Origin of the sequence: Kribbella kalugense, from assembly GCF_004365875.1 — a bacterium.
Lineage (GTDB): Bacteria > Actinomycetota > Actinomycetes > Propionibacteriales > Kribbellaceae > Kribbella > Kribbella kalugense.
In genome coordinates this window covers 3,504,628-3,525,304 of the sequence record NZ_SODF01000001.1, presented here as the reverse complement: position 1 = coordinate 3,525,304, position 20,677 = coordinate 3,504,628, and the positions used below count along the sequence as shown (strand labels likewise).

Annotated in this window: 18 protein-coding genes; 10 read left to right on the top strand and 8 right to left on the bottom strand. The window is 67.6% G+C overall.

Annotation, left to right across the window (positions count from 1 at the left end):
- Positions 1 to 10: 10 nt before the first annotated feature.
- On the bottom strand, positions 11 to 1,048 hold the full coding sequence (locus tag EV650_RS16435; protein WP_134119615.1) for a zinc-binding dehydrogenase: 1,038 nt from the start codon (positions 1,046 to 1,048) through the stop codon (positions 11 to 13).
- Between the two features lie 22 nt (positions 1,049 to 1,070).
- Complete coding sequence (locus EV650_RS16430; protein WP_134119614.1) at positions 1,071 to 1,484, bottom strand: (R)-mandelonitrile lyase; 414 nt, start codon at positions 1,482 to 1,484, stop codon at positions 1,071 to 1,073.
- A 137-nt stretch (positions 1,485 to 1,621) separates the two neighbouring features.
- On the opposite strand from EV650_RS16430, the gene EV650_RS16425 reads away from it, so the two are divergent.
- Complete coding sequence (locus EV650_RS16425; protein WP_134119613.1) at positions 1,622 to 2,503, top strand: helix-turn-helix domain-containing protein; 882 nt, start codon at positions 1,622 to 1,624, stop codon at positions 2,501 to 2,503.
- Positions 2,504 to 2,508: 5 nt separating this feature from the next.
- On the opposite strand, the gene EV650_RS16420 is transcribed toward EV650_RS16425, so the two are convergent.
- Positions 2,509 to 4,041, bottom strand: coding sequence for an alpha/beta fold hydrolase (locus EV650_RS16420; RefSeq protein ID WP_134119612.1), 1,533 nt, complete (start codon positions 4,039 to 4,041; stop codon positions 2,509 to 2,511).
- A gap of 80 nt (positions 4,042 to 4,121) precedes the next feature.
- On the opposite strand from EV650_RS16420, the gene EV650_RS16415 reads away from it, so the two are divergent.
- The 3 genes from EV650_RS16415 (at position 4,122) to EV650_RS16405 (ending at position 7,157) form a co-directional block, all read left to right on the top strand.
- Positions 4,122 to 5,540, top strand: coding sequence for an META domain-containing protein (locus EV650_RS16415; RefSeq protein WP_134119611.1), 1,419 nt, complete (start codon positions 4,122 to 4,124; stop codon positions 5,538 to 5,540).
- A gap of 108 nt (positions 5,541 to 5,648) precedes the next feature.
- Positions 5,649 to 6,140, top strand: a complete 492-nt coding sequence (locus EV650_RS16410; protein WP_166678157.1) for a dihydrofolate reductase family protein — start codon at positions 5,649 to 5,651, stop codon at positions 6,138 to 6,140.
- A gap of 75 nt (positions 6,141 to 6,215) precedes the next feature.
- Positions 6,216 to 7,157: a TIGR03560 family F420-dependent LLM class oxidoreductase gene (locus EV650_RS16405; protein ID WP_202874554.1), complete on the top strand. Its 942-nt coding sequence runs from the start codon at positions 6,216 to 6,218 to the stop codon at positions 7,155 to 7,157.
- Between the two features lie 140 nt (positions 7,158 to 7,297).
- On the opposite strand, the gene EV650_RS16400 is transcribed toward EV650_RS16405, so the two are convergent.
- Positions 7,298 to 8,038, bottom strand: a complete 741-nt coding sequence (locus EV650_RS16400) for an alpha/beta hydrolase (protein ID WP_202874552.1) — start codon at positions 8,036 to 8,038, stop codon at positions 7,298 to 7,300.
- A 25-nt stretch (positions 8,039 to 8,063) separates the two neighbouring features.
- Complete coding sequence (locus EV650_RS16395; RefSeq protein ID WP_134119609.1) at positions 8,064 to 8,813, bottom strand: SDR family NAD(P)-dependent oxidoreductase; 750 nt, start codon at positions 8,811 to 8,813, stop codon at positions 8,064 to 8,066.
- 122 nt (positions 8,814 to 8,935) lie between these two features.
- Between EV650_RS16395 and EV650_RS16390 the strand changes: the two genes are divergently transcribed.
- Together EV650_RS16390 and EV650_RS16385 are read left to right on the top strand one after the other, a co-directional pair.
- A complete protein-coding gene (locus EV650_RS16390) occupies positions 8,936 to 9,817 on the top strand; it encodes a LysR family transcriptional regulator (RefSeq protein WP_134119608.1) in 882 nt (293 codons plus the stop codon).
- Between the two features lie 96 nt (positions 9,818 to 9,913).
- Positions 9,914 to 11,149 carry an MFS transporter gene (locus EV650_RS16385; RefSeq protein WP_202874551.1) on the top strand — a complete coding sequence of 412 codons (1,236 nt, stop codon included), beginning with the start codon at positions 9,914 to 9,916 and terminating at the stop codon, positions 11,147 to 11,149.
- A 9-nt stretch (positions 11,150 to 11,158) separates the two neighbouring features.
- Here the strand turns inward: EV650_RS16385 and EV650_RS16380 are convergent, their stop codons facing one another.
- Positions 11,159 to 11,500, bottom strand: a complete 342-nt coding sequence (locus tag EV650_RS16380; RefSeq protein ID WP_134119606.1) for a hypothetical protein — start codon at positions 11,498 to 11,500, stop codon at positions 11,159 to 11,161.
- A gap of 114 nt (positions 11,501 to 11,614) precedes the next feature.
- Positions 11,615 to 13,762, bottom strand: a complete 2,148-nt coding sequence (locus EV650_RS16375; RefSeq protein ID WP_134119605.1) for an MMPL family transporter — start codon at positions 13,760 to 13,762, stop codon at positions 11,615 to 11,617.
- A gap of 77 nt (positions 13,763 to 13,839) precedes the next feature.
- Between EV650_RS16375 and EV650_RS16370 the strand changes: the two genes are divergently transcribed.
- Positions 13,840 to 14,511 carry a TetR/AcrR family transcriptional regulator gene (locus tag EV650_RS16370; protein WP_134119604.1) on the top strand — a complete coding sequence of 224 codons (672 nt, stop codon included), beginning with the start codon at positions 13,840 to 13,842 and terminating at the stop codon, positions 14,509 to 14,511.
- A gap of 17 nt (positions 14,512 to 14,528) precedes the next feature.
- Here the strand turns inward: EV650_RS16370 and EV650_RS16365 are convergent, their stop codons facing one another.
- Positions 14,529 to 15,224, bottom strand: a complete 696-nt coding sequence (locus tag EV650_RS16365) for a GntR family transcriptional regulator (protein ID WP_202874549.1) — start codon at positions 15,222 to 15,224, stop codon at positions 14,529 to 14,531.
- Positions 15,225 to 15,345: 121 nt separating this feature from the next.
- On the opposite strand from EV650_RS16365, the gene EV650_RS16360 reads away from it, so the two are divergent.
- From EV650_RS16360 to EV650_RS16350, 3 genes are read left to right on the top strand one after another with little or no spacing between them, the layout of a single operon-like run.
- Positions 15,346 to 16,392 carry an isocitrate/isopropylmalate dehydrogenase family protein gene (locus EV650_RS16360; protein ID WP_134119603.1) on the top strand — a complete coding sequence of 349 codons (1,047 nt, stop codon included), beginning with the start codon at positions 15,346 to 15,348 and terminating at the stop codon, positions 16,390 to 16,392.
- Positions 16,389 to 18,821, top strand: coding sequence for an aconitate hydratase AcnA (gene acnA, locus EV650_RS16355; protein WP_134119602.1), 2,433 nt, complete (start codon positions 16,389 to 16,391; stop codon positions 18,819 to 18,821). Before EV650_RS16360 ends, acnA begins: the two co-directional genes overlap by 4 nt.
- Entirely contained in the window at positions 18,818 to 20,590 is a 1,773-nt protein-coding gene (locus tag EV650_RS16350; protein WP_134119601.1) for an aldehyde dehydrogenase family protein, read from the top strand. The genes acnA and EV650_RS16350 overlap by 4 nt, the downstream gene beginning before the upstream one ends.
- Positions 20,591 to 20,677: the final 87 nt, after the last annotated feature.

Genomic DNA, 20,677 nt, shown 5'->3' with positions numbered 1-20,677 from the left:
ACGCGGGTTCCTACGGCTTGACCAGGACTTTGAGGGCTGTGCGGTCGTCCATCGCGCGGTACGCATCGGCGACGTCTGCGAGGTGGACCTCGCTGTCGAAGACCTTGCCGGGGTCGACGTGGCCGGCGAGGACGTCGGGGAGCAGGGTTTCGATGTAGGCGCGGGCCGGTGCGGGGCCGCCGGTGAGGGTGATGTTGGGACCGAAGAGGCTGGGGAACCCGATCGGTGCGTCGTCGTACTGCGGTACGCCGACACGGCTGATGACTCCGCCGGCCCGGACGGCGCCGATCGCTTGGTCGTACGCCGGGCGGTGGCCGACCGCTTCGAGTACGACGTGGGTGCCGTCGCCGCCGGTGAGGTCCCGGACCCGTGCGATTCCGTCGTCGCCGCGTTCGGCCACGACGTCGGTCGCGCCGTACTCGCGGCCGAGGTCGGTGCGTGCGGTATGCCGTCCCATCAGGATGATCTGTTCGGCGCCGAGGCGCTTGGCGGACAGGACCGCCATCAGGCCGACGGCTCCGTCGCCGATCACGGTCACGCTGGTGCGCGGGCCGACGTTCGCTTGGATGGCGGCGTGATACCCGGTGCCGTAGACGTCGGACAGGGTGAGCAGTGACGGGATGAGCGGTGAGGTTTCCTCGACGGGGACGGCGACGAGGGTGCCGTCGGCGAGTGGGACCCGAACGGCCTCGGCCTGTCCGCCGGCGACGTCGCCGGCGTTCCAGAAGCCGCCGTGACGGCAGGAGGTTTGCAGCCCTTCGCGGCAGAAGTCGCAGGTGCCGTCGGACCAGGCAAACGGGGCGATGACAAGGTCGCCGACGTTGACCGTCGTCACGTCATTGCCGGTCTCTTCGACGACGCCGACGAATTCGTGGCCCATGGACTTGCCATCGGCAGTAGCGGCCATGGAGTGGTACGGGTGGAGGTCGGATCCGCAGACGCAGGCCCGGACGACGCGGACGATGGCGTCGGTGGGTTCTTTGATGATCGGGTCGGGCACATCGATGACGCGGACGTCCCCCGCGCCGTACATGTAGGTCGCTCGCATGAAGTTCCTTCGATTCTTCCGGTCAGTTCCCGGGCTGGGCTTGTTGGTAGGCGGTGTCGGTCACGTGTTCGCCCCAGGTTGTCTCGGGTACGTCGGGGTTGCCGGTGCCGTCCCAGATGGCCAGGTGGGTCATGAAGCACTCCGCGGTCGCGCCGTGCCAGTGCCACTCGCCGGGAGGCGTGCGCACGGTGTCACCGGGACGCATCACGATCACCTGTCCGTCCCGGGTACCGACGAGCCCGACGCCCTCGGTGACGTGCAGGGTCTGGCCCATGGCGTGCACGTGCCAGGCGGTGTGGGCGCCAGGGCTGAAGCGCACGACGTTCACCCGGGCGCGGGACGGCTCCTCGCTCCGGTAGATCTGGTCGAACCAGACGTCGCCGGTGAAGTTGTCCGCCGGCCCTTTACCGGTGGCGGGTCGCGTCAATTTCTGCATGGATTCGCTTTCTCGAGAGGAAGCAGTGGTGCTCACGTCGGCCAGTCAACGGGTGCGCGCGCATTTGCGGGAGTCACCGGTCTTCCGGGTAACGCCAGTACCTCCTTCAGTTCCGGGCACGCGTCTACGGTGGGGGTATGGACAACCGAGCTGAGGTCCGCGAGTTCCTCGCCTCGAGGCGAGCGCGGATCACGCCTGAGCAGGCGGGGCTTCCGGCGTACGGCGGCAACCGCCGGGTCAAGGGACTCCGCCGCGAAGAGGTCTCCATGCTCGCCGGGGTCAGCATCGACTACTACGTCCGCCTGGAGCGTGGAAACCTGGCCGGAGCCTCGGACGCCGTGCTCGAGGGGCTGGCCCGCGCCCTGCAGCTGGATGACGCCGAGACCACGCACCTGTTCGACCTCGCCCGCGCGTCCGAGCCGGCGCCGGCCCGGAAACGCAAGCCCGCGCCCGCGACCGTGCCGGCCAGCGTTCAACTCGTCCTCGACGCCGTCACGGACGCGCCGGCCTGGGTGCGCAACGCCCGTCACGACATGCTCGCCGCCAACCGGATGGCCCGCGCGCTCTACGCCCCGCTATTGGCCGACCCCCGTCGGCCGGCCAACAACGCCCGCTTCATCTACCTCGACCAGGCGTCCCACGACTTCTTCCCGGATTGGCAACGCGCCGCCGACGACATCGCCGCCATGCTGCGCTCCGAAGCCGGCCGCAACCCGCACGACAAGTTGCTGATCGAACTCATTGGCGAGCTGTCGACCCGCAGCGAAGACTTCCGCACCCGCTGGGCCGCGCACGACGTGCGCTTCCACCGCACCGGCCTGAAGAAACTTCACCATCCGGTCGTCGGCGACCTCGAGCTCACCTTCGAGGCGATGGAGTTCCCCGCCCACCCAGGACTCACCCTCCTCGTCTACGTCGCCCCCGCGGGCACCCCTACAGCCGACAGCCTCAAACTCCTCGCCAGCTGGGCAGCCACCACCGCAAGCACCGACGAACTCGCAACCAACACGGACCATTGAGTGGCTCAGCTGGGAGGTTGCACGCCAGGGCAGCCGTGGTCGATGTGGCCGGTTTCGAAGTAGGTGACGACCTCGGCGGCGCACTCGGGCACTCTCGTGGTGGAGACGTGCACGTCATCGCGGACCGTGTAGATCGTGCCTCCGATGGCGTTCCGGGTTTGAAGGGCCCAGTCGTAGACCGACATGTACTCGTACAGATGCGCGCCGAGCACCAGCGATCCGGGACCCCGCTTGAGGGTGGCCTGCTGAACCGGTAGCGGCCAGCCGGAGCACAGCGAGGTCATGCCGTTCTGCCGGCCGGTGACCGGATTGCGCTTCAGCAACCGCTGGTAGTCACGCCAGCTGACGTCGAAAGTCGGACGGCTGCTGTCCTCGTTGCACGTGACTGCCCAGTTCATGGTCAGGTTCGTCAGCTCGGGCGCACCGGGTAGTGGCGCGCCCATCGGGGCGCCGAGCAGTTGCTTGACCGTTGGGGGAGCGGTCGTCCCCGATGCTGTCCGTAGTTCCAAGAGGGCTTGGCCCGCGAGCACCCATTGGGTCGAATCGCGGCCGGCAAGGTTTGCGATGGTCGAGCCGTCGATCGGCTGCGGCAGGTCGGCGTACGTCTTGGGGTTCTGGTCGTAACCGCGGACGAGCCGCAGCACTTCCGCCCGGACCTGCCGAGCAGTAGCGCCCAGCCCGTACGTCGTGTTGTGCCGGGCCAGCCACTCGGCCATGCGCGCGAAGTTGCGTTCGACTGCGGCAGCGCTCTCCTGGAAGTGCCGATCCACGCGGGTCCACGGCGGCGCCGGACTGTCCAGGAAGACCCGTCCGGTGTGTGCCGGGAACAGGCTCCGGTACGCCGCGCCGAGATAGGTGCCCCAGGAGAACCCGAGAAGATTGAGCTTGCGGTCGCCCAGTGCCGCCCGGACCCGATCCACGTCCTTCGCGACGTTGTCGGTGGTGAGCTGCCCGATGAAGGCCGGGTCGGAGTTCGCGCACTTCTGGTTGGCCGAGACCTGAGCCTCGTAGATCTTCTTCGCGGCAGCCTCAGTCAGCGGCCCCGGCGCGGCCGGACCTCGCGCGCCGAGGTCGCAGCTGACCTTGGTGCTGTAGCCGACGCCGCGGGGATCGAGGCCGATGATGTCGTATCGCTCGTTCAGCTTGGCCATGTCGTTGTTGCGGGCGACCCGCATGACTGGGTCGAGGTATCCGCTGCCACCTGGTCCTCCGGGCAGTACTGCGACGCTGCCCAGCCGGCGCGCGTGGTCGGTGGCCGTGAGACGGGTGACGGCGATGTCGATCGTCCTCCCGCCGGGATCGCTGTAGTTCAACGGGACGCTGACCGTCCCGCACTGCAGACGGCTCATCGTCGTACGGACGTTCGCGAGCTGCGCCTGGGTCACACCCAAGCTGCGGAGCACGTCATCGGAATAGGTCGGACACGACTTCCACGTCACGGTCGGATCGGAAGTAGTGGTGGCACTCACGGCCGAGAGCTGTGCGCCGAACGCCGTCAGAGCCAGCGTCATTGCCGCCAGCAAGGTTCGTTTCCTCATGCCACTATCGATATCGGCACGCCTGTTTCCCCAGCGTTTCGTGACCTGAGCCCCCGACAACGCCGGTTGATACTTGGGGAATGAGTGAGGCGGATTTGCCTGAGTTCGATCGCGCGCAGCTTCGGGCGATCGAGGTGTTGCGCGGCGGTGGGGCTGTTGTGGTGACCAACCCCAGTCCGATGACGTACGGCGTGGTGGGCCGTGATGCCCGTGCGGTGAATCTCCTGAAGGGCCGTCCCGCCGATCAGCCGGTCGGGATCTCGGTGCACTCGCAGGCCGCTCGCGATCAGCTGTTTCAGTTCCTCGACCTGCGGGCCGACGCCCTCGCGGTGATCGATTTCGCTCTCGCCGAGCGAATCACCGTACTGGCGCCGATCCGGTCGGACCCGGCGATGCCCGAGTGGCTGGCACCAGCCGTCCAGGACGGCTGGGTGGTGTTCTTCGACGGATATTGGGGTCGGCTGGCGCTGCTGTGGTCGACCTTCCCCTTCCTGTACGGAAGTAGCGCCAACCGGACCGGCGAGACCCCGGCCGCCTCCGCCGCCGAAGCCCGCGCGCAGTTCCCAGCCGACACACGCATCATCGACGCCGACGACCGCCGTGAGCCGGCCGACGTACACGGAGCCAGCACGATGATCCGTGTCGACTCCGACGGCCAGCTGACCCTGCATCGATCCGGCATCCAGGACCAGGTGGCCGGCGGACCCGACGTACTCCTGGACCGTTTGCGCGAGTTCAAATCCACGATCTCCGCCCTGGACCCGTCGACCAGTACGCCGCTGGGCGAGACCTATCTGTCGACCGCAGTGACTGGCGGGTCGTTGCTGCCGGACACGCGGATCCGGCTGGAGTTCTTCCGAGGGCCCAACAAGAACGAGGGCGAGCCGCGGGTGTACGACGTCGTGAGGGCGTACGCCGGTTGCAACCGGATGGGCACCGCCGTCGCTGCGGGCGAACTACTGGCGAACGGGAGGCTGTGGATCAACGGACTCGGCGGCACCGAGAGGGGCGGCAGGCCGCCGATGCTGGCCCAGGACGAATGGTTGAGGCTGTTCCTGACGAGCAAACCCACCTGGCAGCTGAATGGCGACGAGCTCACCCTCACCTCAGGCAGTACGACGATCACGCTGCTCGACAAGAAGGTCGCCGAACCGGACTTCCCGCTCGACGGGATCAGGTGGAACGTCGTCACCACCATCACCAACGCCGACGCGCGCCAGCACCGCTATCGGGCCGAGCAGGCATGGATCTCCTTCGACGGCGACCGCCTAACCGGTTGGACCGGTTGCAATGAAATGTCCGGCACTTTCAGGCGCACCAACACGGAACTGATCTTCAGCAGCGTCGCCACCACCGACCACACCTGCACCGGCGAAACGGCCGAGATAGAGGCCGTGATGCTGAGCACTCTCGGGTCCGCGGTCACCTACACCATCGACCACAACCAAATGGTCCTGCTCGCCCCATCCGGCATCGGCCTCGACCTGAAAGCGGGCTAGAGCGATTCCTTTCGGCTTTGCCATGGTCTCTTTGGTATGACTGAAAACAGTGGGCGCCGGCTTGTGCAGTCGGTGCTTGTTTCTCTTAACGGGGTTGTCAGTGAGCCGATGGCGTGGGCCGGGCCCTATTTCGGGGCGGGCAGTGCGGCGCACTCGTTGGCTGTCCTCGAGGGAAGCGACGCGTTTCTGATGGGGCGGAGGACCTATGAGATCTTCGCTCGGCAGTGGCCGGCCGCGACCGGGCCGTACGCCGACGCGCTCAACCGGATGCCGAAGTACGTCTTCTCGTCGACCTTGGTTGATGCCGAGTGGAACAACACGACAGTGATCCCAGGTGATGTTGCCGAGGGCGTCCAAGCGCTGAAGGATGCCGGTGGCAAAGATCTCGTTGTCTACGGCCACGGTCGGTTCGGGCAGACGCTCGTGGACGCCGGCCTGGTGGACGAGCTGACGCTCACCGTCGTACCCGTCTTCGTGCCGAGCGGCATGCCCCTGTTCCGTGACGGTTCGGAGCAACTTCGCTGGGACCTGGTGCGGGCGGGGCAAGGTGATGACCCCGGCCTGGCCAGCCTCACGTACCGCCCGCGCGATTCCTTTTGAGGTGGTGCGTGGTCTTTCTCAGTGAGCGACCCCGTCTTGCCGGGGCGCGATCAGACGTCATCGAGAGGACCTCAGGTGAAGCTCAGCCTGTACATCCCTACCGGCACGACCCAGGAGTTCTACGGCTACACGGATCCCGTGGCTGCGTTCGAGCGGATCCGGGAGTTGGCGGTGGCCGCCGACGAGACTGGGTTCGCGACGATCTGGGCTCCGGACCACTTCGTCCCGTTCGGCCCGCCCGGCGCTTACGTGTTCGAGGTCTGGACCACGTTGTCGGCGCTGGCCCGGGAGACGCAGCGGATTCGTCTTGGCCAGCTGGTCACCGGCAACGGGTACCGAAACCCGGCGCTGCTCGCGAAGATGGCGTCGACCCTGGACGTGATCGCCGGCGGCCGATTGACCTTCGGCATCGGCGCCGGTTGGTACGAGGACGAGTACCACGCCTTCGGCTACGACTTCCCGTCTGCGGGCGAACGCCTGAAGCGCCTCGAGGAGGCCCTGCAGATCATCCACTCGATGTGGGCGAACGAGTCGACCACGTTCAAGGGCAAGTACTTCGAGACATCCGGTGTCGTCAACCAGCCGGCCGGCGTACAGGCGCCACACGTCCCGGTGATGCTCGCCGGTGGCGGCGAGAAGGTGACCCTCAAGCTGGTCGCGAAGTACGGCGACCTGTGCAACATCCAGGAATCGCCGGAGGTGATCGCCCACAAGTACGACGTACTCGCCCAGCACTGCACGGCCGTCGGGCGTGATCTCGCGTCGATCACCAAGACGGCGACGTCGTACTGCATCATCGCCGACACCGACGACGAGGCCCGCGCCGCGGTGCCGCCCTGGGCGCCGATGGTGTTCCCCGGCGACCTCGGGTCCTACGGGCTGGTCGGCACGATCGACACCATCCGCGAACGGCTCGGGGGCTACGAACGCGCCGGCGTCGACGAACTCATCGTCGGCTTCCAAGACGCCTTGAAGGTCGACACCATCCGCCGCTTCGCCAAGGAGTTCATCCAGTAACAAGCCCGGCGGCCGGCCACCGAAGTGGCCGGCCACAAGGGCTCTAGCGGTCGAGGAAGTTGCTCAAGGAGTTGACGAAGGAGGCGGTGTGCTGGAAGTGCGATCCGTGGTTGGAGTCGGGGTAGAGGATCAGTTCTGCGTTAGGCAGGTTCTGCTGCAGGATGTACGAGTTGACGGTGGCGACAAACGATGTCGTTGTTGCCGTTGACAACCAACGTCGGGTGCGGGATCTGCTCGAGATAGCTGCCGCGGGCGGCCGCTCCCCAGGCGCGTGCGGCCGCGAGATGGGCCGCGACCGTCGTGTCCGAGACCGGAACATCCCGATCCTCGGTCCGTGCGCGGATGCGCTCCAGGAAGCGGCGGCCCGCGGCCTGGCTCGACTTCGACGGCGAGAAGAAGATCGGAAGCCACATCAGATCCTGCGGATCGTAGACCTTCCCGAACAGCGGCGCGACGTCCGGCGCGAGGCTGCCCATGCCCTCTCCGCCGCGCGGTCCGGTGCCCACCAGAATCAGTCGGCGAACGAGGTCGGGTCGATCGACCGCGAGCTGCTGGGCGACGTAGCCTCCCATCGAGAAGCCGAAGAGATCGACCCGCTCGAGGTTGAGAGCGTCGACGAGCGAGGCCATGTCCTTTGCCATTCCGGCCACGGTGTCAGGCGCCGTACCGCTGCTCAGTCCGACCCCGGCGTTGTCGGTGAGGATCACTTCGCGGCCGGCGGCGAGTGGGTCGGTGATCGCAGGGTCGTAGTTGTCGAGGTTGCCCATGAAGTGCTGGAGCAACACGATCGGCGTACCGGCAGGGCTACCGAAGCGCCGGCAGGCGAACCGTACGCCGTTGCTGTCGACGAACCGCGTCGGCGCGGTGTCGTGCGTGTGCATAGCGGGATTCCTTTGCTGGAAGGGATCAGTTGGCGGAGTGGCCGCCGTCGACGTTGAGGATGTGGCCGGTGATGTACGACGCCCGTTCCGACGCGATGTAGACGATCGCGTCGGCGAGCTCCTTCGGCAGGCCGAGTCGGCGCATCGGAACCTCGGTCACGAGAGCAGCCTTGTTCTCCGGCGTACCGGTGAAGCGGGTCAGCATGCCGGTGTCGGTGGGTCCCGGTGCCACCGCGTTCACGCGGATTCCGGATCCGGCGACCTCCAGCGCTACCGACTTGGTGATGCCTTCGACAGCGTGCTTGCTAGCGACGTAGACGGCGGCGCCGGCCGCGCCCTCGTGCCCGTAGGTCGAGGAGATGTTGACGATGCTCCCGGAGCCTTGCGCCTGCATGACGCGGACCTCGTGCTTCATGCTCAGGATCACGCCGAGGACGTTCGTGTCGAACGTGTCGGCGTACGTCTGCGCGGTCTGATCCGTGATCGGGCTGGGACGGCCTTCGGTGCCGGCGTTGTTCACCGCGACATCGAGGCGGCCGAACAGTTCGACCGTCCGGTCGACCAGGGCGCGGACGTCGTCCTCCCGGCGTACGTCGGTGTTGACGAACTCGGCCTCGGCGCCGAGTGAGCGTAGTTCCTCGGCGAGCGTCTTGCCGGCCGCGTCGCGCCGACCGGCGACGACCACGTTCGCGCCCAGGGTGGCGAAGGCGATGGCACTGGCTCTGCCGATACCGGTGAGGCCGCCGGTGATCAGAACTACCTGCTTGTCGGACATAGCGTGAACTCCTGTGAGGTATGACGTACGAGGTATGGAAGACCTCTTCAAGCTAGGCGCGTCTAGTTGAAATGAAAAAGACTTTGTAGGGTGGGGGCATACCCCGCGAGCATGGGAGCGCGATGGAGCTGCGACACCTTCGGTACCTCGTCGCCGTCGCCGAGGCCGGCAGTCTGACCGAGGCGGCCCAGCGGCGGCTGCACACCTCCCAGCCGTCGCTCAGCCGACAGATCCGGGACCTGGAGAAGGAGGTCGGGGTCGAGCTGCTCGCGCGCAGTGTGCACGGTGTCGAGCTGACCGCCGCGGGCCGAGGGTTCCTCGATCACGCCCGGCTGGCGCTGATGCAGGTCGACGCCGCCGTCGAAGCGGCTCGCCGGGCGGCGCAGCCCGCACGCAAGACGCTGGCCATCGGTTTCCAGACCGGGCACGAGATGAATTGGTTGCCGCGCGCAATGAAAGTGCTGCACGACGAGCTGCCGAACCTCGACGTGACGATCTCCAGCGACTACTCGCCGGACCTCGCCGAAGCGGTCGCCCGCGGCCGGGTCGATGTCGCCTTCCTGCGCCGCGAGCCGGGCTACGACCTCGAGTACGTCGTGGTCGACCGGGAGCCGCTCGTCGCGCTGCTGCCGAGCGATCATCGGCTCGCCGCGCGGCACGCCGTACGCCCGCAGGATTTCGCCGGCCAGACCTTCATCGGTGGTTCGAACAAGGCCACGGTGCTGCGCGCCGTCACCGAGGAGTACTTCCGTCGCGCGGGCGTCGAAGTCCGTTGGGATCACGGCGTCGACAACTTGGCGATGGCCATGTCCTTGGTCGCGTCCACAGGTGGGCTGTCGCTGATGCCGGCGTACGCCGAGAACCTCCTGCCGCCCTCCGTCGTCAGCCGCCCCCTGGAGGGCGAGGCGCCCACCATCGAGATCGCCGTCGGCTACAGCAAGTCCAACACCTCACCAGCGCTGAACCTCTTCCTCTCCCGCCTCATCGCTGTCCAGCGGGTCTAATCGAACACGTCCAGACCAACATATGAACATCGTTGACGTTCGAATTGTTCGAAGATACGGTTTCCGCGTCTGAGCTCGACCCCTGGGGGACCCGCCTTGTCACGAGCAGTCGCCGCCGACGGCGTCACGGCCACACCGTCCGCGCTGCGTACCGTCTGGAACTCACCGCTCTACCGCGGAGCGACCATCGCGCTGTTCCTGTCCGGGCTGGGCATCTCAGCGGCCGCGCCGCAGATCACTCTGTTCCTGGTCGACGAGCTGCACGTCTCACTGACCGTGGCCGGTCTGTACTACCTGACCAGCATCACCGCCCCGATCGCCGGGTACTTCGTCGGCGCACGCTCGGACCGTACCGGGAAACGGCTCGGGCTCTTCCGGCTGGCGGCCGTGGCGGGATTCGTCGGCTGGACAGCGATGGCCCTGTCGCACCAGGTGTGGATGCCGTTCGTGATCAGCGCCGTGATCCTGGCCTTCTCCGGCGCAGCCGGGTCGCAACTGTTCGCGGCGGTCCATGACGACTTGCAGGCGACCGCCACCCCGGTCGGCGACGGGATCGTCTCGATCGTGCGGATGGCGTTGACGGCCGGTTGGATCGTGGGTCCGGTCGCAGGCTCGCTGCTGGCCACCGCCGCCGGGCCGCGCGCGATGTTCTTCGCCACTGCGTTGTGCACCCTCGCCCAGATCATCCCAATGGGCTTCACCAGCGTCCGCTCGGCAGAGCCGCAGCAGGAGCAAGTGCCGTCCGAACGCCGCAGCGAACGCCCGGCAACGCGAGCCATGTTGCCCTTGCTGACTTTCACCGGCCTGTACGTGCTCGTCTACGCCGGGGAGCCGATCAAGTACGGCTATCTCACGATCTACATGCACAACGACCTCCACCTGCCGACGGCAATCAGCGGCGCGGTGATCGGCATTCAACCGTTCATAGAACTGATCCTGATGCCGGTGGCCGTGGTTGTCGCGCGCCGGATCGGCATGATGCGCTTGATGGTCCTTGCCGCCGCCTTTGGCGTAGGAGCCAATCTCTGCTTCGCCCTGACCGGCAGCGCGATCGGCATGTTCGCCGGACAAGTACTCATGGGCGGAGTGTGGGGTGTCTTCGCCGGCCTGGGAATCATCGTCGCCCAACGACTGCTCCCCGAAGCCGTCGCGACAGCCTCAGCAATCTTCATGAGTTCCACCGCGATCGCCAGCGCGCTCGGCGGTCTGACCGGCGGCCTCGGCGTGGCCGTACTCGGCCTGCCGCACGTCTTCCTCGCCCCGGCCCTCTACGGCGTCGTAGCCACCATCGGCATAGCCATCATGAGCCGCTCCCGCCACGCCGCGGGCTAGACCACCGCCCTAGCGGAAGATGGAATGTCTCTTGGTGGGCCTGTGGAGTTGCCAGGCCGGTAGGAGAAGTAGTTCGTCCTGCTCGGAGACCTCGTCGGCGCGGCTGCGTAGGTAGCGCCGCGAGCCGTCGGCGCCCACCCGGACCTGCGGACCACGTGTTCCGTCAGCCCGTCGTACGAACGCACGGCCGGCGCCCTGGTCGAGCCAGCGGACAAAGTCTGCGAGCGACGACTCCTCGGGATCCAGGCTGCCGGGATCCCACCGTACGGCGGCAATGTGCGCGAGGTCGGGCTCTCCGTCCAGCCCAACAGCCGTCACGTACAAGGTCCGGTAACTCGCCAAGCTGGCCATCGAACGGTCCTTCAGCGATCGAGGAGGGCTCAGGGAAGCCCTCCTCTTCGGAGGCTAGCTGTCCGCGGCATCGGCGCACAGGACGTTCTCCGATGTGCACGGTTATCGTGCAGGTCAGCCAGAAACGGTGACAGGTCGCACACCTCCGGTCTCTGCGGGTGGGTTCTCGGTGACGCCGATTCGGTTGTGGATGCGGCGCAACGGCTTTGGTGCGTACCAGCTTCGCTCGCCGAACGCGCGCATGAAGGCGGGGACGAGAACGCCGCGGACGAGCGTGGCGTCGATGAGGATCGCGAGTCCGGTGCCGAGTCCGAACAGCTGGATGAAGCTGACGTGGCTGCTACCGAAGGCGAAGAAGCCGACGGCGAGCAGTGCGGCAAGGGTGGACACGATGCGTCCGGTGCGAGCCAGTCCGCCGGTGACCGCTTCGGCGTTGGGGACGCCGGCATCGTGGAGTTCTTTGATCCGGCTGATGACGAACAGTTCGTAGTCCATCGAGAGTCCGAAGGCGATGCAGAACAGCAGGACCGGCATCGCGGTGTCGGTGGGTCTTGGGGTGAACCCGAGGACGCTGGCGAAGTGACCGTCCTGGAAGATCCACACCATCACACCGAGCGTTGCGCCAAGGGTGAGGGTGTTGCCGAGCAGGGCACGCAGCGGTTGCAGGATGCTGCCGGTGAACAGGAACAGCAGGATGAAGGTGGTGAGCACGATCAGCGCGCCTGCCAGCAGCAGGTGGGAGCTGATCGCGTGCTTGGCATCGATGAGAGTCGCGGTCGCACCGCCGACGAGAACCGTCGTACCCGGCGGCGCGGACACCGCACGCACCCGCCTCACCAGGTCCTGCGCCGGGCCGGAGGCTGCGTCGAGTCCGGTGCTCAGACTCACCCGCTGTACGCCGCCACTGCCGACGGTGATGTCGGCTCGTTGAACCCCGCTCAAGTGGCTTAGCTGTTGGGCATAACCCTGCAGCGCGGACGGCGAAACAGCCGGGGAGAGCAGTACGTCGATGGCGTCGGGGGTGACCGCGAAATCGTTGCGCAGGGCATCGCCGACCTGGTGACTGGCCGCGCTGGTGGGCAGTACTCGGTCGTCCGGGGTGCCGAACGTGACCGAGAGCAGCGGTGTCGCCAGGAACAGCAGCACCGCGACAACCGGGAGAGCGGCGACCAGGGGGCGGCGCATCACGCCGGCAGCCAGTCGCCCCCAGAACGGCGCCTCGACACTGCGTACCGTGCGGATCCCCGGGATCCGTCCGGAATTCACTCGCCGGCCGAGGACCGCGAGCAGAGCCGGCAACACGAACAGTGCGCTGGCCGCGGAGAAGATCGTGACGCCGACCCCGGCGTACGCGAACGACTTCAGGAAGTAGACCGGGAACACCAGCATCGCCGACAAGGCGGCCGCGACCGCGAGTGCCGAGAACGCGATCGTGCGCCCGGCGGTGGCCATCGTGCGGGCGACCGCGTCGCCGACGTCGACGCCCTTTGCCAACTCCTCGCGGAACCGGCTGACCATGAGCAGCGCGTAGTCCATGCCGAGGCCGAGCCCCAGCCCGGTCGCGAGGTTGATCGCGAAGACGCTGACACTCGTGACGTGGGTGAGCAGATCCAGCTCCGCGAAGGTGGCGAAGATCGCGAGCACCCCGACCGCCAGCGGCAGCAGCGACGCGACCAGGCTGCCGAACACGATGATCATCAGCACCACGGTGATCGGTACGGCGATTGCCTCGGCCAGCGCGAGATCCTTGCCGACCTGGCCGGCGACATCGGTGCCGCGGGCGCCGCCGATGCGTACCGTCGCGTCCGGGCCGTCCAGGTGGGCGTAGTCGGCAAGTAGCGCCTTGGCGTTCTTGTCAGCGGTCTGTTCGTCACCGATCACCTTGGCCAGGATCAACGCGTCCGTGCCATCGCGCGACCGCAGCCCGGCCGGGCGTGTGTTCCAGTACGACGTGACGCCGCGCAATCTGGTGTCGGTGCTCAACCGTTGCGCCAGCGCCTGGCCGGCGGCGGTCACGGCGGGGTCGTCGACCGTCCCGCTCCGTGCATGCACGAGGAAGATCAGGTCCGGGTCACCGCCGAACTTCTGGTCCAGCAGAACATTCGCCCGACTCGAGGCTGAGGCCGGATCGTCGAACCCGGCGCTGAGTAATCGGGCGAACGCACCGATCCCGAGGACAGCGGAGATCACCAGCGCAACGACGCTCAGTGCGAGCACAACCCGGGCGCGGGCGACGATCTTCAGACCCAGTCGGTAGAACACGGCGAACTCCCTCACGACGACCGATGTGGACACTGTGAACTTGCCACACGAAGTTCACGCTGTCAACATGGTTTGTCGTGACCGGATCCGACCCGAAGAAGCGTCCGCCGTACCACCACGGCGATCTGCACCATGCCCTGGTGCAGGCGGGCACGGAGCTCGCCCGGGAAGGCGGTCCGTCGGCCATCGTGTTGCGCGAGGCGGCGCGACGTGTCGGCGTCTCACCCAATGCGGCGTACCGCCATTTCAGTGCGCTGCCGGAGCTGATCGAGGCCGTCGCGTTCGACGCCTTGTCCGCGTTGGCGCGTTCGATGGAGGCCGAGCAGGCGAAATGCCGGCCGACCGGCGACGCGGGCCGAGACGCCACCGACCGCCTGTGCGCGGTCGGACGCGGCTATGTGCGGTTCGCCCTCAGCGAGCCCGGGCTGTTCGCGGTCGCGTTCTCGCCCGGCAAGATCGCCGGAGATGTGTCGGTTCATCACTCTTCGGATGAGCGACACGGCGTCGGCGACTCCGGCCTGATGCCGGACGAACTGCTCGAGCAGGCCCTCGACGGCATGCTGGCCGCCGGGGTCCTCGACGCGGCAGATCGCAACACCGCCACCTTGAACGCGTGGGCCGCCGTACATGGGTTGTCGGAACTACTGCTCGGCCCCATGGCAGGACAGACGCCCACGGCACAGGACGCGCTGATCGACGCCTTCCTAGACCTCGTCGGCCGCGGCCTGATCACCCGCCGAACTACCTAAGCCGACGCCGGTCCAGGTTAGGCCCGCGCTCCGCGGATGCCGCGCAGCGACCGGGCTGCGGGTTGTTCGGCGGCGGACGAGAGGCGGGCGACGGCGCGTGCGCCGAGGCTGGCCTCGACGTGCGCGAGCATCACCGAGGTGGCGGTGCCGGAGTCGCCGGCTGCGATCGCGTCGACCAGCGCGAGGTGCTCGGTGTGGGTGCGGTCCAGATCCGCGTCGGTCCGGCCGGTTTCGAGGGCGAGCCGACGGTAGCGATCGGCCTTGTCCCACAGCGAATCCAGCGTCTGGACCAGCACCTGGTTGTGGGAGGCCGAGTAGATCGCGACATGGAACCGGCGGTGCGTCAGCAACTCCGCCGTACCAGGATCGGTCTGCAACGGGAGCAGCTCGTGGGCCGTCTCCCGGATCAGCGCGAGATCGTCGCGGGTACGGCGTTCTGCCGCTAGCCCGGCCGCCAGCGGGTCCAGGGATCGGCGGATCTCGATCAGGTCCCGTGCCTCCTCGACGGTCAGCCTGGTGACGCGGGCGTCCCGGTGGGCGTCCAGCTCGACCAGTCCCTCGGTCATCAGCCGCCGGAGTGCCTCGCGCAACGGCGTCGTGCTGATGCCGAGCTCGTGGGCCAGCGAGGCCTGGGGGATGACCGCACCCGGCGTGAGGTCACCCCGGAGCAACCGCTCCCGCATCAGCTCGTAGGCCACCTCAGCCTTGGTCACGCGATCGCTCCTTCGGGACGTTATAGCAACCGATTCGCCGAGAATACCTTGAGATCAAGCCTTGAGACGATCATCACCGCACTCTTGACGCGAGTCGTTATAACGACTGACACTCCTCGGCATGAGAACTTTCCGCCTCGGAGTCCTGACCGGTGACGGCATCGGGCCGGAGATCGTGCCGGCCGCCGTCGAGGTGATCGACGCGGCCCTGGCCGCCACCGGTGCCGGATCGGTGGAGTGGGTGCCGCTGCCGGTCGGCGCCGCCGCGATCGAGACCCACGGCGACGCGCTCCCGGACGAGACGGTCGAGACGCTCAGCCGGCTCGACGGCTGGCTGCTCGGTCCGCACGACAGCGCGTCGTACCCGGAGGAGCATCGGCGCAAGCTCAATCCGAGCGGGTATCTGCGCAAGCATTTCGGGCTGTTCGCGAACATCAGGCCGGCGAAGACGTTCGACGCGACGCCGGCGCTGGTGCCTGGGATGGATCTGGTCGTGGTCCGGGAGAACACCGAAGGCTTCTACACAGATCGCAGTACCTACCGCGGCACCGGTGAGTTCATGCCGACCGCGGACGTGGCGATTGCGATGGGGATCTTCACCCGCCAGGCGATCGAGCGAATCGCACGTCAGGCTTGCGAGCTGGCCCTCCGGAGGCGCCGACGGCTGACGATCGTGCACAAGGCGAACGTGCTGCGGACCACCACCGGGTTCTTCCTGGAGATCTGCCGCGAGATCGCGGCCGACTATCCGCTGCTCGAGGTCGACGACTTCCACATCGACGCGATGACCGTGCACCTGGTCCGGCACGGGGCGGACTTCGATGTGCTGGTCACCGAGAACATGTTCGGCGACATCCTGTCCGACCTGACCGGCGAGCTGGCCGGCTCACTCGGGATCGCGCCGTCCATCAACGCGTCGCACGAGCGGGCGATGGCGCAGGCAGCACACGGTTCCGCGCCGGACATCGCGGGTCGCGGTCTCGCCAACCCGATCGCGATGATCGCCTCCGGCGCGATGCTGCTCGACTGGCTCGGCCTCCCGGAGGTCGCCGGGCGCATCGACTCCTGCCTGCGCGAGACGGTTGCCCAAGGCACTAGTACGGCGGATCTCGGCGGTTCCGCGAGTACGTCGGAATTCACCGCGGCCGTGATCAAGGGCCTGACATGAAGCTGCAGCCTTTGAAAGGCATCGCGCCCGACCACCTACCCAGGACGTTGCGGATCCTGCTGGAGAACGCGCTCCGGCACGGGACCGCTGCCGATGCCCTGCGGGACTGGCGTCCCGGGACGACCGGTGAGCTGGAGGTGTACCCGTCGCGGGTCTTCCTGCACGACACGAACGGCGTACCGGTGCTGGTGGATCTGGCCGCGATGCGGGACGCCATGGTTGCCCGCGGCAAGGACCCGCGGCTCGTCGATCCGGTGATCCCGGCCGAGCTGGTCGTGGACCACTCGGTGATCGCGGACGTGTACGGGCGGCCGGACGCGTTGCGGGTGAACGTCGACCGCGAGTACGAGCGGAACGCCGAGCGGTACCGGTTCCTGCGCTGGGGACAGCGGACGTTCGAGCGACTCGACGTCGTACCGCCGGGGACCGGGATCATGCACCAGATCAACCTGGAACGCCTGGCCCGGGTGGTCGAGGAGCGGGACGGATGGGTGTTCCCGGATCTCTGTCTGGGCACGGACTCGCACACCACGATGGTCAACGGTCTCGGTGTGCTCGGCTGGGGGATCGGCGGGATCGAGGCCGAGGCCGCGATGCTCGGCCAGTCGGTGTCGATGATGCTGCCGCCGGTCGTCGGCGTACGGCTCGGCGGTTCCCTTCCGGCCGGCACGACCGCGACCGATCTGGTTCTCACCATCACCGAGGTGCTGCGCGGCCACGGTGTCGTCGGCAAGTTGGTCGAATTCGGCGGTCCCGCGCTGGCCGGGCTGGCGGTGCCGGACCGCGCGACGATCGCCAACATGAGCCCGGAGTTCGGCTCCACTGTGGCGTACTTCCCGATCGACGACCGCACCCTGGACTACCTCCGGTTCACCAACCGGCCGCCGGAGAAGGTCGCCCTGGTCGAGTCGTACGCCCGCGAGCAAGGCCTCTGGCACGACCCGTCGGCCGACCTCTGGTACGACGAGTACGTCGACATCGACCTGTCAGCCGTCGTACCGACGATCGCCGGTCCCCGCCGGCCCAACCAGCGCGTCCCGCTCTCGGCCGCGAAGCAGTCCGTCGAAGTCGAGCTCCCACCGGGACCGCGCACGACCGACGTACCGGGACATGGCGCGGTCGTCGTCGCGGCGATCACCTCCTGCACGAACACGTCCAATCCGGCGGTCATGGTCGCGGCCGGGTTGGTCGCGAAGAACGCGGTCGAACGAGGACTGCTGAGCAAGCCGTGGGTGAAGACGACGCTGTCGCCGGGATCGCGCGTGGTGATGGACTATCTGGGCGCGGCCGGGCTCACGCCGCACCTGGAGAAGCTGGGGTTCCACCTGACCGGGTTCGGTTGTATGACGTGCATCGGGGCATCCGGTGAGCTGGCCGTCGACGCCAAGGATCTGACCGTGGCCGCGGTGCTGTCCGGGAACCGGAACTTCGAGGGCCGGATCCAGCCCGAGGTGCGGCTGAACTACCTCGCCTCGCCGCCGCTCGTGGTCGCGTACGCGATCGCCGGACGGATGGACATCGACCTGCTCACCGAGCCCCTGGCCGGAGACGTCTTCCTCGAAGACATCTGGCCCCAGCCGGCCGAGATCGAGGCGGTCCTCGATCAGGTGCTCACACCGGACCTCTTCGACCACGCGTACGACGACCTGTTCGCCGGCGATGACCGTTGGCAGAGCCTCGACGCGCCGGCGGGCGAGACCTTCGAGTGGGGCGACTCGACGTACCTGCAACAGCCTGAGTACTTCGCTGTTCGGCCGACGGATCTGACCGGAGCACGCGCACTAGTCAGGCTTGGCGACTCTGTCACTACCGACCACATCTCACCGGCAGGCGCGATCCCGAGGGACAGCGTGGCCGGGCGGTATCTGACAGGTCTCGGTGTGACCGAGTTGAACACCTACGCGTCCCGACGCGGGAACCACCAGGTGATGGTCCGTGGTGCCTTCGGCAACCTTCGGCTCCGCAACCAGTTGGTCGACACCGAGGGACCGCTGACCCGAGGACCGGATGGCGAGCCTGCCCCGATCTACGACGCGGCGATGACCTACCGCGCGGTCGGCGTACCGCTGGTCGTTGTCGCAGGCAAGGAATACGGCACCGGCTCGTCGCGCGACTGGGCCGCGAAAGGGCCGGCTCTGCTCGGAGTACGGGCGGTGCTCGCACAGTCCTTCGAACGGATCCACCGGTCCAACCTCGTCGGGCTCGGCATCCTCCCGCTCGAGTTCCTTCCCGGGGAGGGCGACGATCTCACCGGCGCGGAACCCATCGACATCGAACTCCACGGCGACGGCCTGGCCACCGCCAGGTCCGCGGGTAGGACCTACCGCCTGCGGATCCGCCTCGACACCCCGCGCGAACACGACTACTACCGCCACGGCGGCGTACTGCCGTACGTCCTGCATCGCCTCAGCGAAGGGCAACCCCAGTGATCGCCTCGATCAATCCAGCCACCGGCGAGAAGCTCGCCGGCTACGAACCCTACGACTCCGGCCGGCTCGACCGACTGCTCGCCTCCGCAGCCGTTGCCCAGGGCAACTGGCAGCTCACCGAGGTCGGTGAACGTGCCGAGCTGCTCCGGACGATCGCGAGCACGCTGCGCGCCCGCAAGGCCGAGCTCGCCGCCCTGATCACGACCGAGATGGGCAAGCCGCTGACCGAAGCGCTCGCGGAGCTCGAGAAGTGCGCGGTCACCTGCGAGTACTACGCTACCCACGCCGAAGGCTTCCTCGCCGCGCAGCCGGTCACCGCGGAAGGCCGGATCGAGTACGAGCCGCTCGGCGTCGTCCTCGCTGTGATGCCGTGGAACTTCCCGTTCTGGCAGTTCTTCCGCTTCGCCGCGCCGGCTCTGGCGGCCGGCAACGGCGCGATCCTCAAACACGCGAACACCGTGCCGCGCTGCGCCCTCGCCATCGAGTCCGTCCTCGCGGACGCGGGGATGCCGACGGGCCTGATCGGCGTCGTGCTGGCCGAGACCGAACAGGTCGCCGGCCTGATCGCGGACGACCGGATCGCAGCGGTGACCTTCACCGGTTCGACCGAGGTCGGCCGGATCATCGCCGCCCAGGCCGGTCAGGCGTTGAAGAAGCAGGTGCTCGAGCTGGGCGGCTCGGACCCGTTCATCGTCCTCGCCGACGCGGATCTCGAAGCGGCCGCCGCCGCCGCGGTCAGGAGCCGGTTCCTCAACGCGGGGCAGAGCTGCGTGAACGCCAAGCGGATGATCGTGGAGGACTCGGTCGCCGACCGCTTCGTGACGTTGTTCTGCGCGGCACTCGATCGACTCGTGATGGGTGATCCGCTCGACCGCGCGACAACACTCGGCCCGCTGGCGCGGGACGGTCTGCGGGACACGCTCGACGATCAGGTACGCCGTACCGTCGAGGCCGGGGCGAGTCTCGTTCGAGGCGGGGAAGCGGTCGAACCCGGCTTCTACTACCGGCCGACCGTGCTCGATCACGTCCGGCCGGGGATGGCGGCGTTCGACGAGGAGACGTTCGGTCCGGTCGCGGCGATCGTCCGGGCAGCCGACGCCGACGAGGCGATCCAGCTGGCGAACCGGACCCAGTTCGGTCTGGGATCGTCGTTGTGGACGGCGCAGGAGCGGGCCGCCGAGCTGGTCCGGCGGATCGACGCGGGTGCGGTGTTCGTCAACGCGATCGTCGCGTCGGATCCCCGGTTGCCGTTCGGTGGGATCAAGCAGTCCGGGTACGGCCGGGAGCTCGGTGCGGACGGGATGCGCGAGTTCATGAACGTCAAGACCGTGTGGTCGGCGGATCCCGCTCCACGGCTGGTCGTCCGGCCCGGCGAGGTGGAGGTATTCGACCGCGGCAGCGGCGTACGGACGGTTCCCTACGTCGGCGGGTGGAACTGCGCCGCCAACAAGCTCACCACCGGTACGACGGTCTTTGCCGTCGGCACCGAAATCCCGATGCACTCGCACAACGTGGAGGAGTCGGTGCTGGTGTTCTCCGGCCAGGCGACCGCGGTGATCGACGGCGAGCGGGTCGACCTGGAGGCCGGTGACGCGACCTGGGTGCCGGCCGGCGTACCGCATCAGTTCATCAACCGCGGCGCCGGTGAACTGACCATCTACTGGGTGTACGGCGGCCGCGAGGTGACCCGCACGATGACCGCGACCGGCGTGACCGTCGCGCACCTGTCGGCGTCCGACCGCGGCGCTGTTGCGGCAGCCGGAAAGTAACGAATAGACTGATGTAACAGGTGATGCAGATTAACTGAGGTTACGCAAACCTCAGTACGGAAAGGCTCACCTCACTGCGGAAGGATC

What these genes read in the sequence shown, in the direction of transcription:
- EV650_RS16390 (WP_134119608.1), top strand. Translation starts at nt 8,936, where the DNA reads ATGGAGCTGCGACACCTTCGGTACCTCGTCGCCGTCGCCGAGGCCGGC.
- EV650_RS16360 (WP_134119603.1), top strand. Translation starts at nt 15,346, where the DNA reads ATGAGAACTTTCCGCCTCGGAGTCCTGACCGGTGACGGCATCGGGCCG.
- EV650_RS16410 (WP_166678157.1), top strand. Translation starts at nt 5,649, where the DNA reads ATGGCGTGGGCCGGGCCCTATTTCGGGGCGGGCAGTGCGGCGCACTCG.
- EV650_RS16380 (WP_134119606.1), bottom strand. Translation starts at nt 11,500, where the DNA reads ATGGCCAGCTTGGCGAGTTACCGGACCTTGTACGTGACGGCTGTTGGG.
- EV650_RS16395 (WP_134119609.1), bottom strand. Translation starts at nt 8,813, where the DNA reads ATGTCCGACAAGCAGGTAGTTCTGATCACCGGCGGCCTCACCGGTATC.
- EV650_RS16430 (WP_134119614.1), bottom strand. Translation starts at nt 1,484, where the DNA reads ATGCAGAAATTGACGCGACCCGCCACCGGTAAAGGGCCGGCGGACAAC.
- acnA (WP_134119602.1), top strand. Translation starts at nt 16,389, where the DNA reads ATGAAGCTGCAGCCTTTGAAAGGCATCGCGCCCGACCACCTACCCAGG.
- EV650_RS16425 (WP_134119613.1), top strand. Translation starts at nt 1,622, where the DNA reads ATGGACAACCGAGCTGAGGTCCGCGAGTTCCTCGCCTCGAGGCGAGCG.
- EV650_RS16420 (WP_134119612.1), bottom strand. Translation starts at nt 4,041, where the DNA reads ATGAGGAAACGAACCTTGCTGGCGGCAATGACGCTGGCTCTGACGGCG.
- EV650_RS16435 (WP_134119615.1), bottom strand. Translation starts at nt 1,048, where the DNA reads ATGCGAGCGACCTACATGTACGGCGCGGGGGACGTCCGCGTCATCGAT.
- EV650_RS16415 (WP_134119611.1), top strand. Translation starts at nt 4,122, where the DNA reads ATGAGTGAGGCGGATTTGCCTGAGTTCGATCGCGCGCAGCTTCGGGCG.
- EV650_RS16400 (WP_202874552.1), bottom strand. Translation starts at nt 8,038, where the DNA reads ATGCACACGCACGACACCGCGCCGACGCGGTTCGTCGACAGCAACGGC.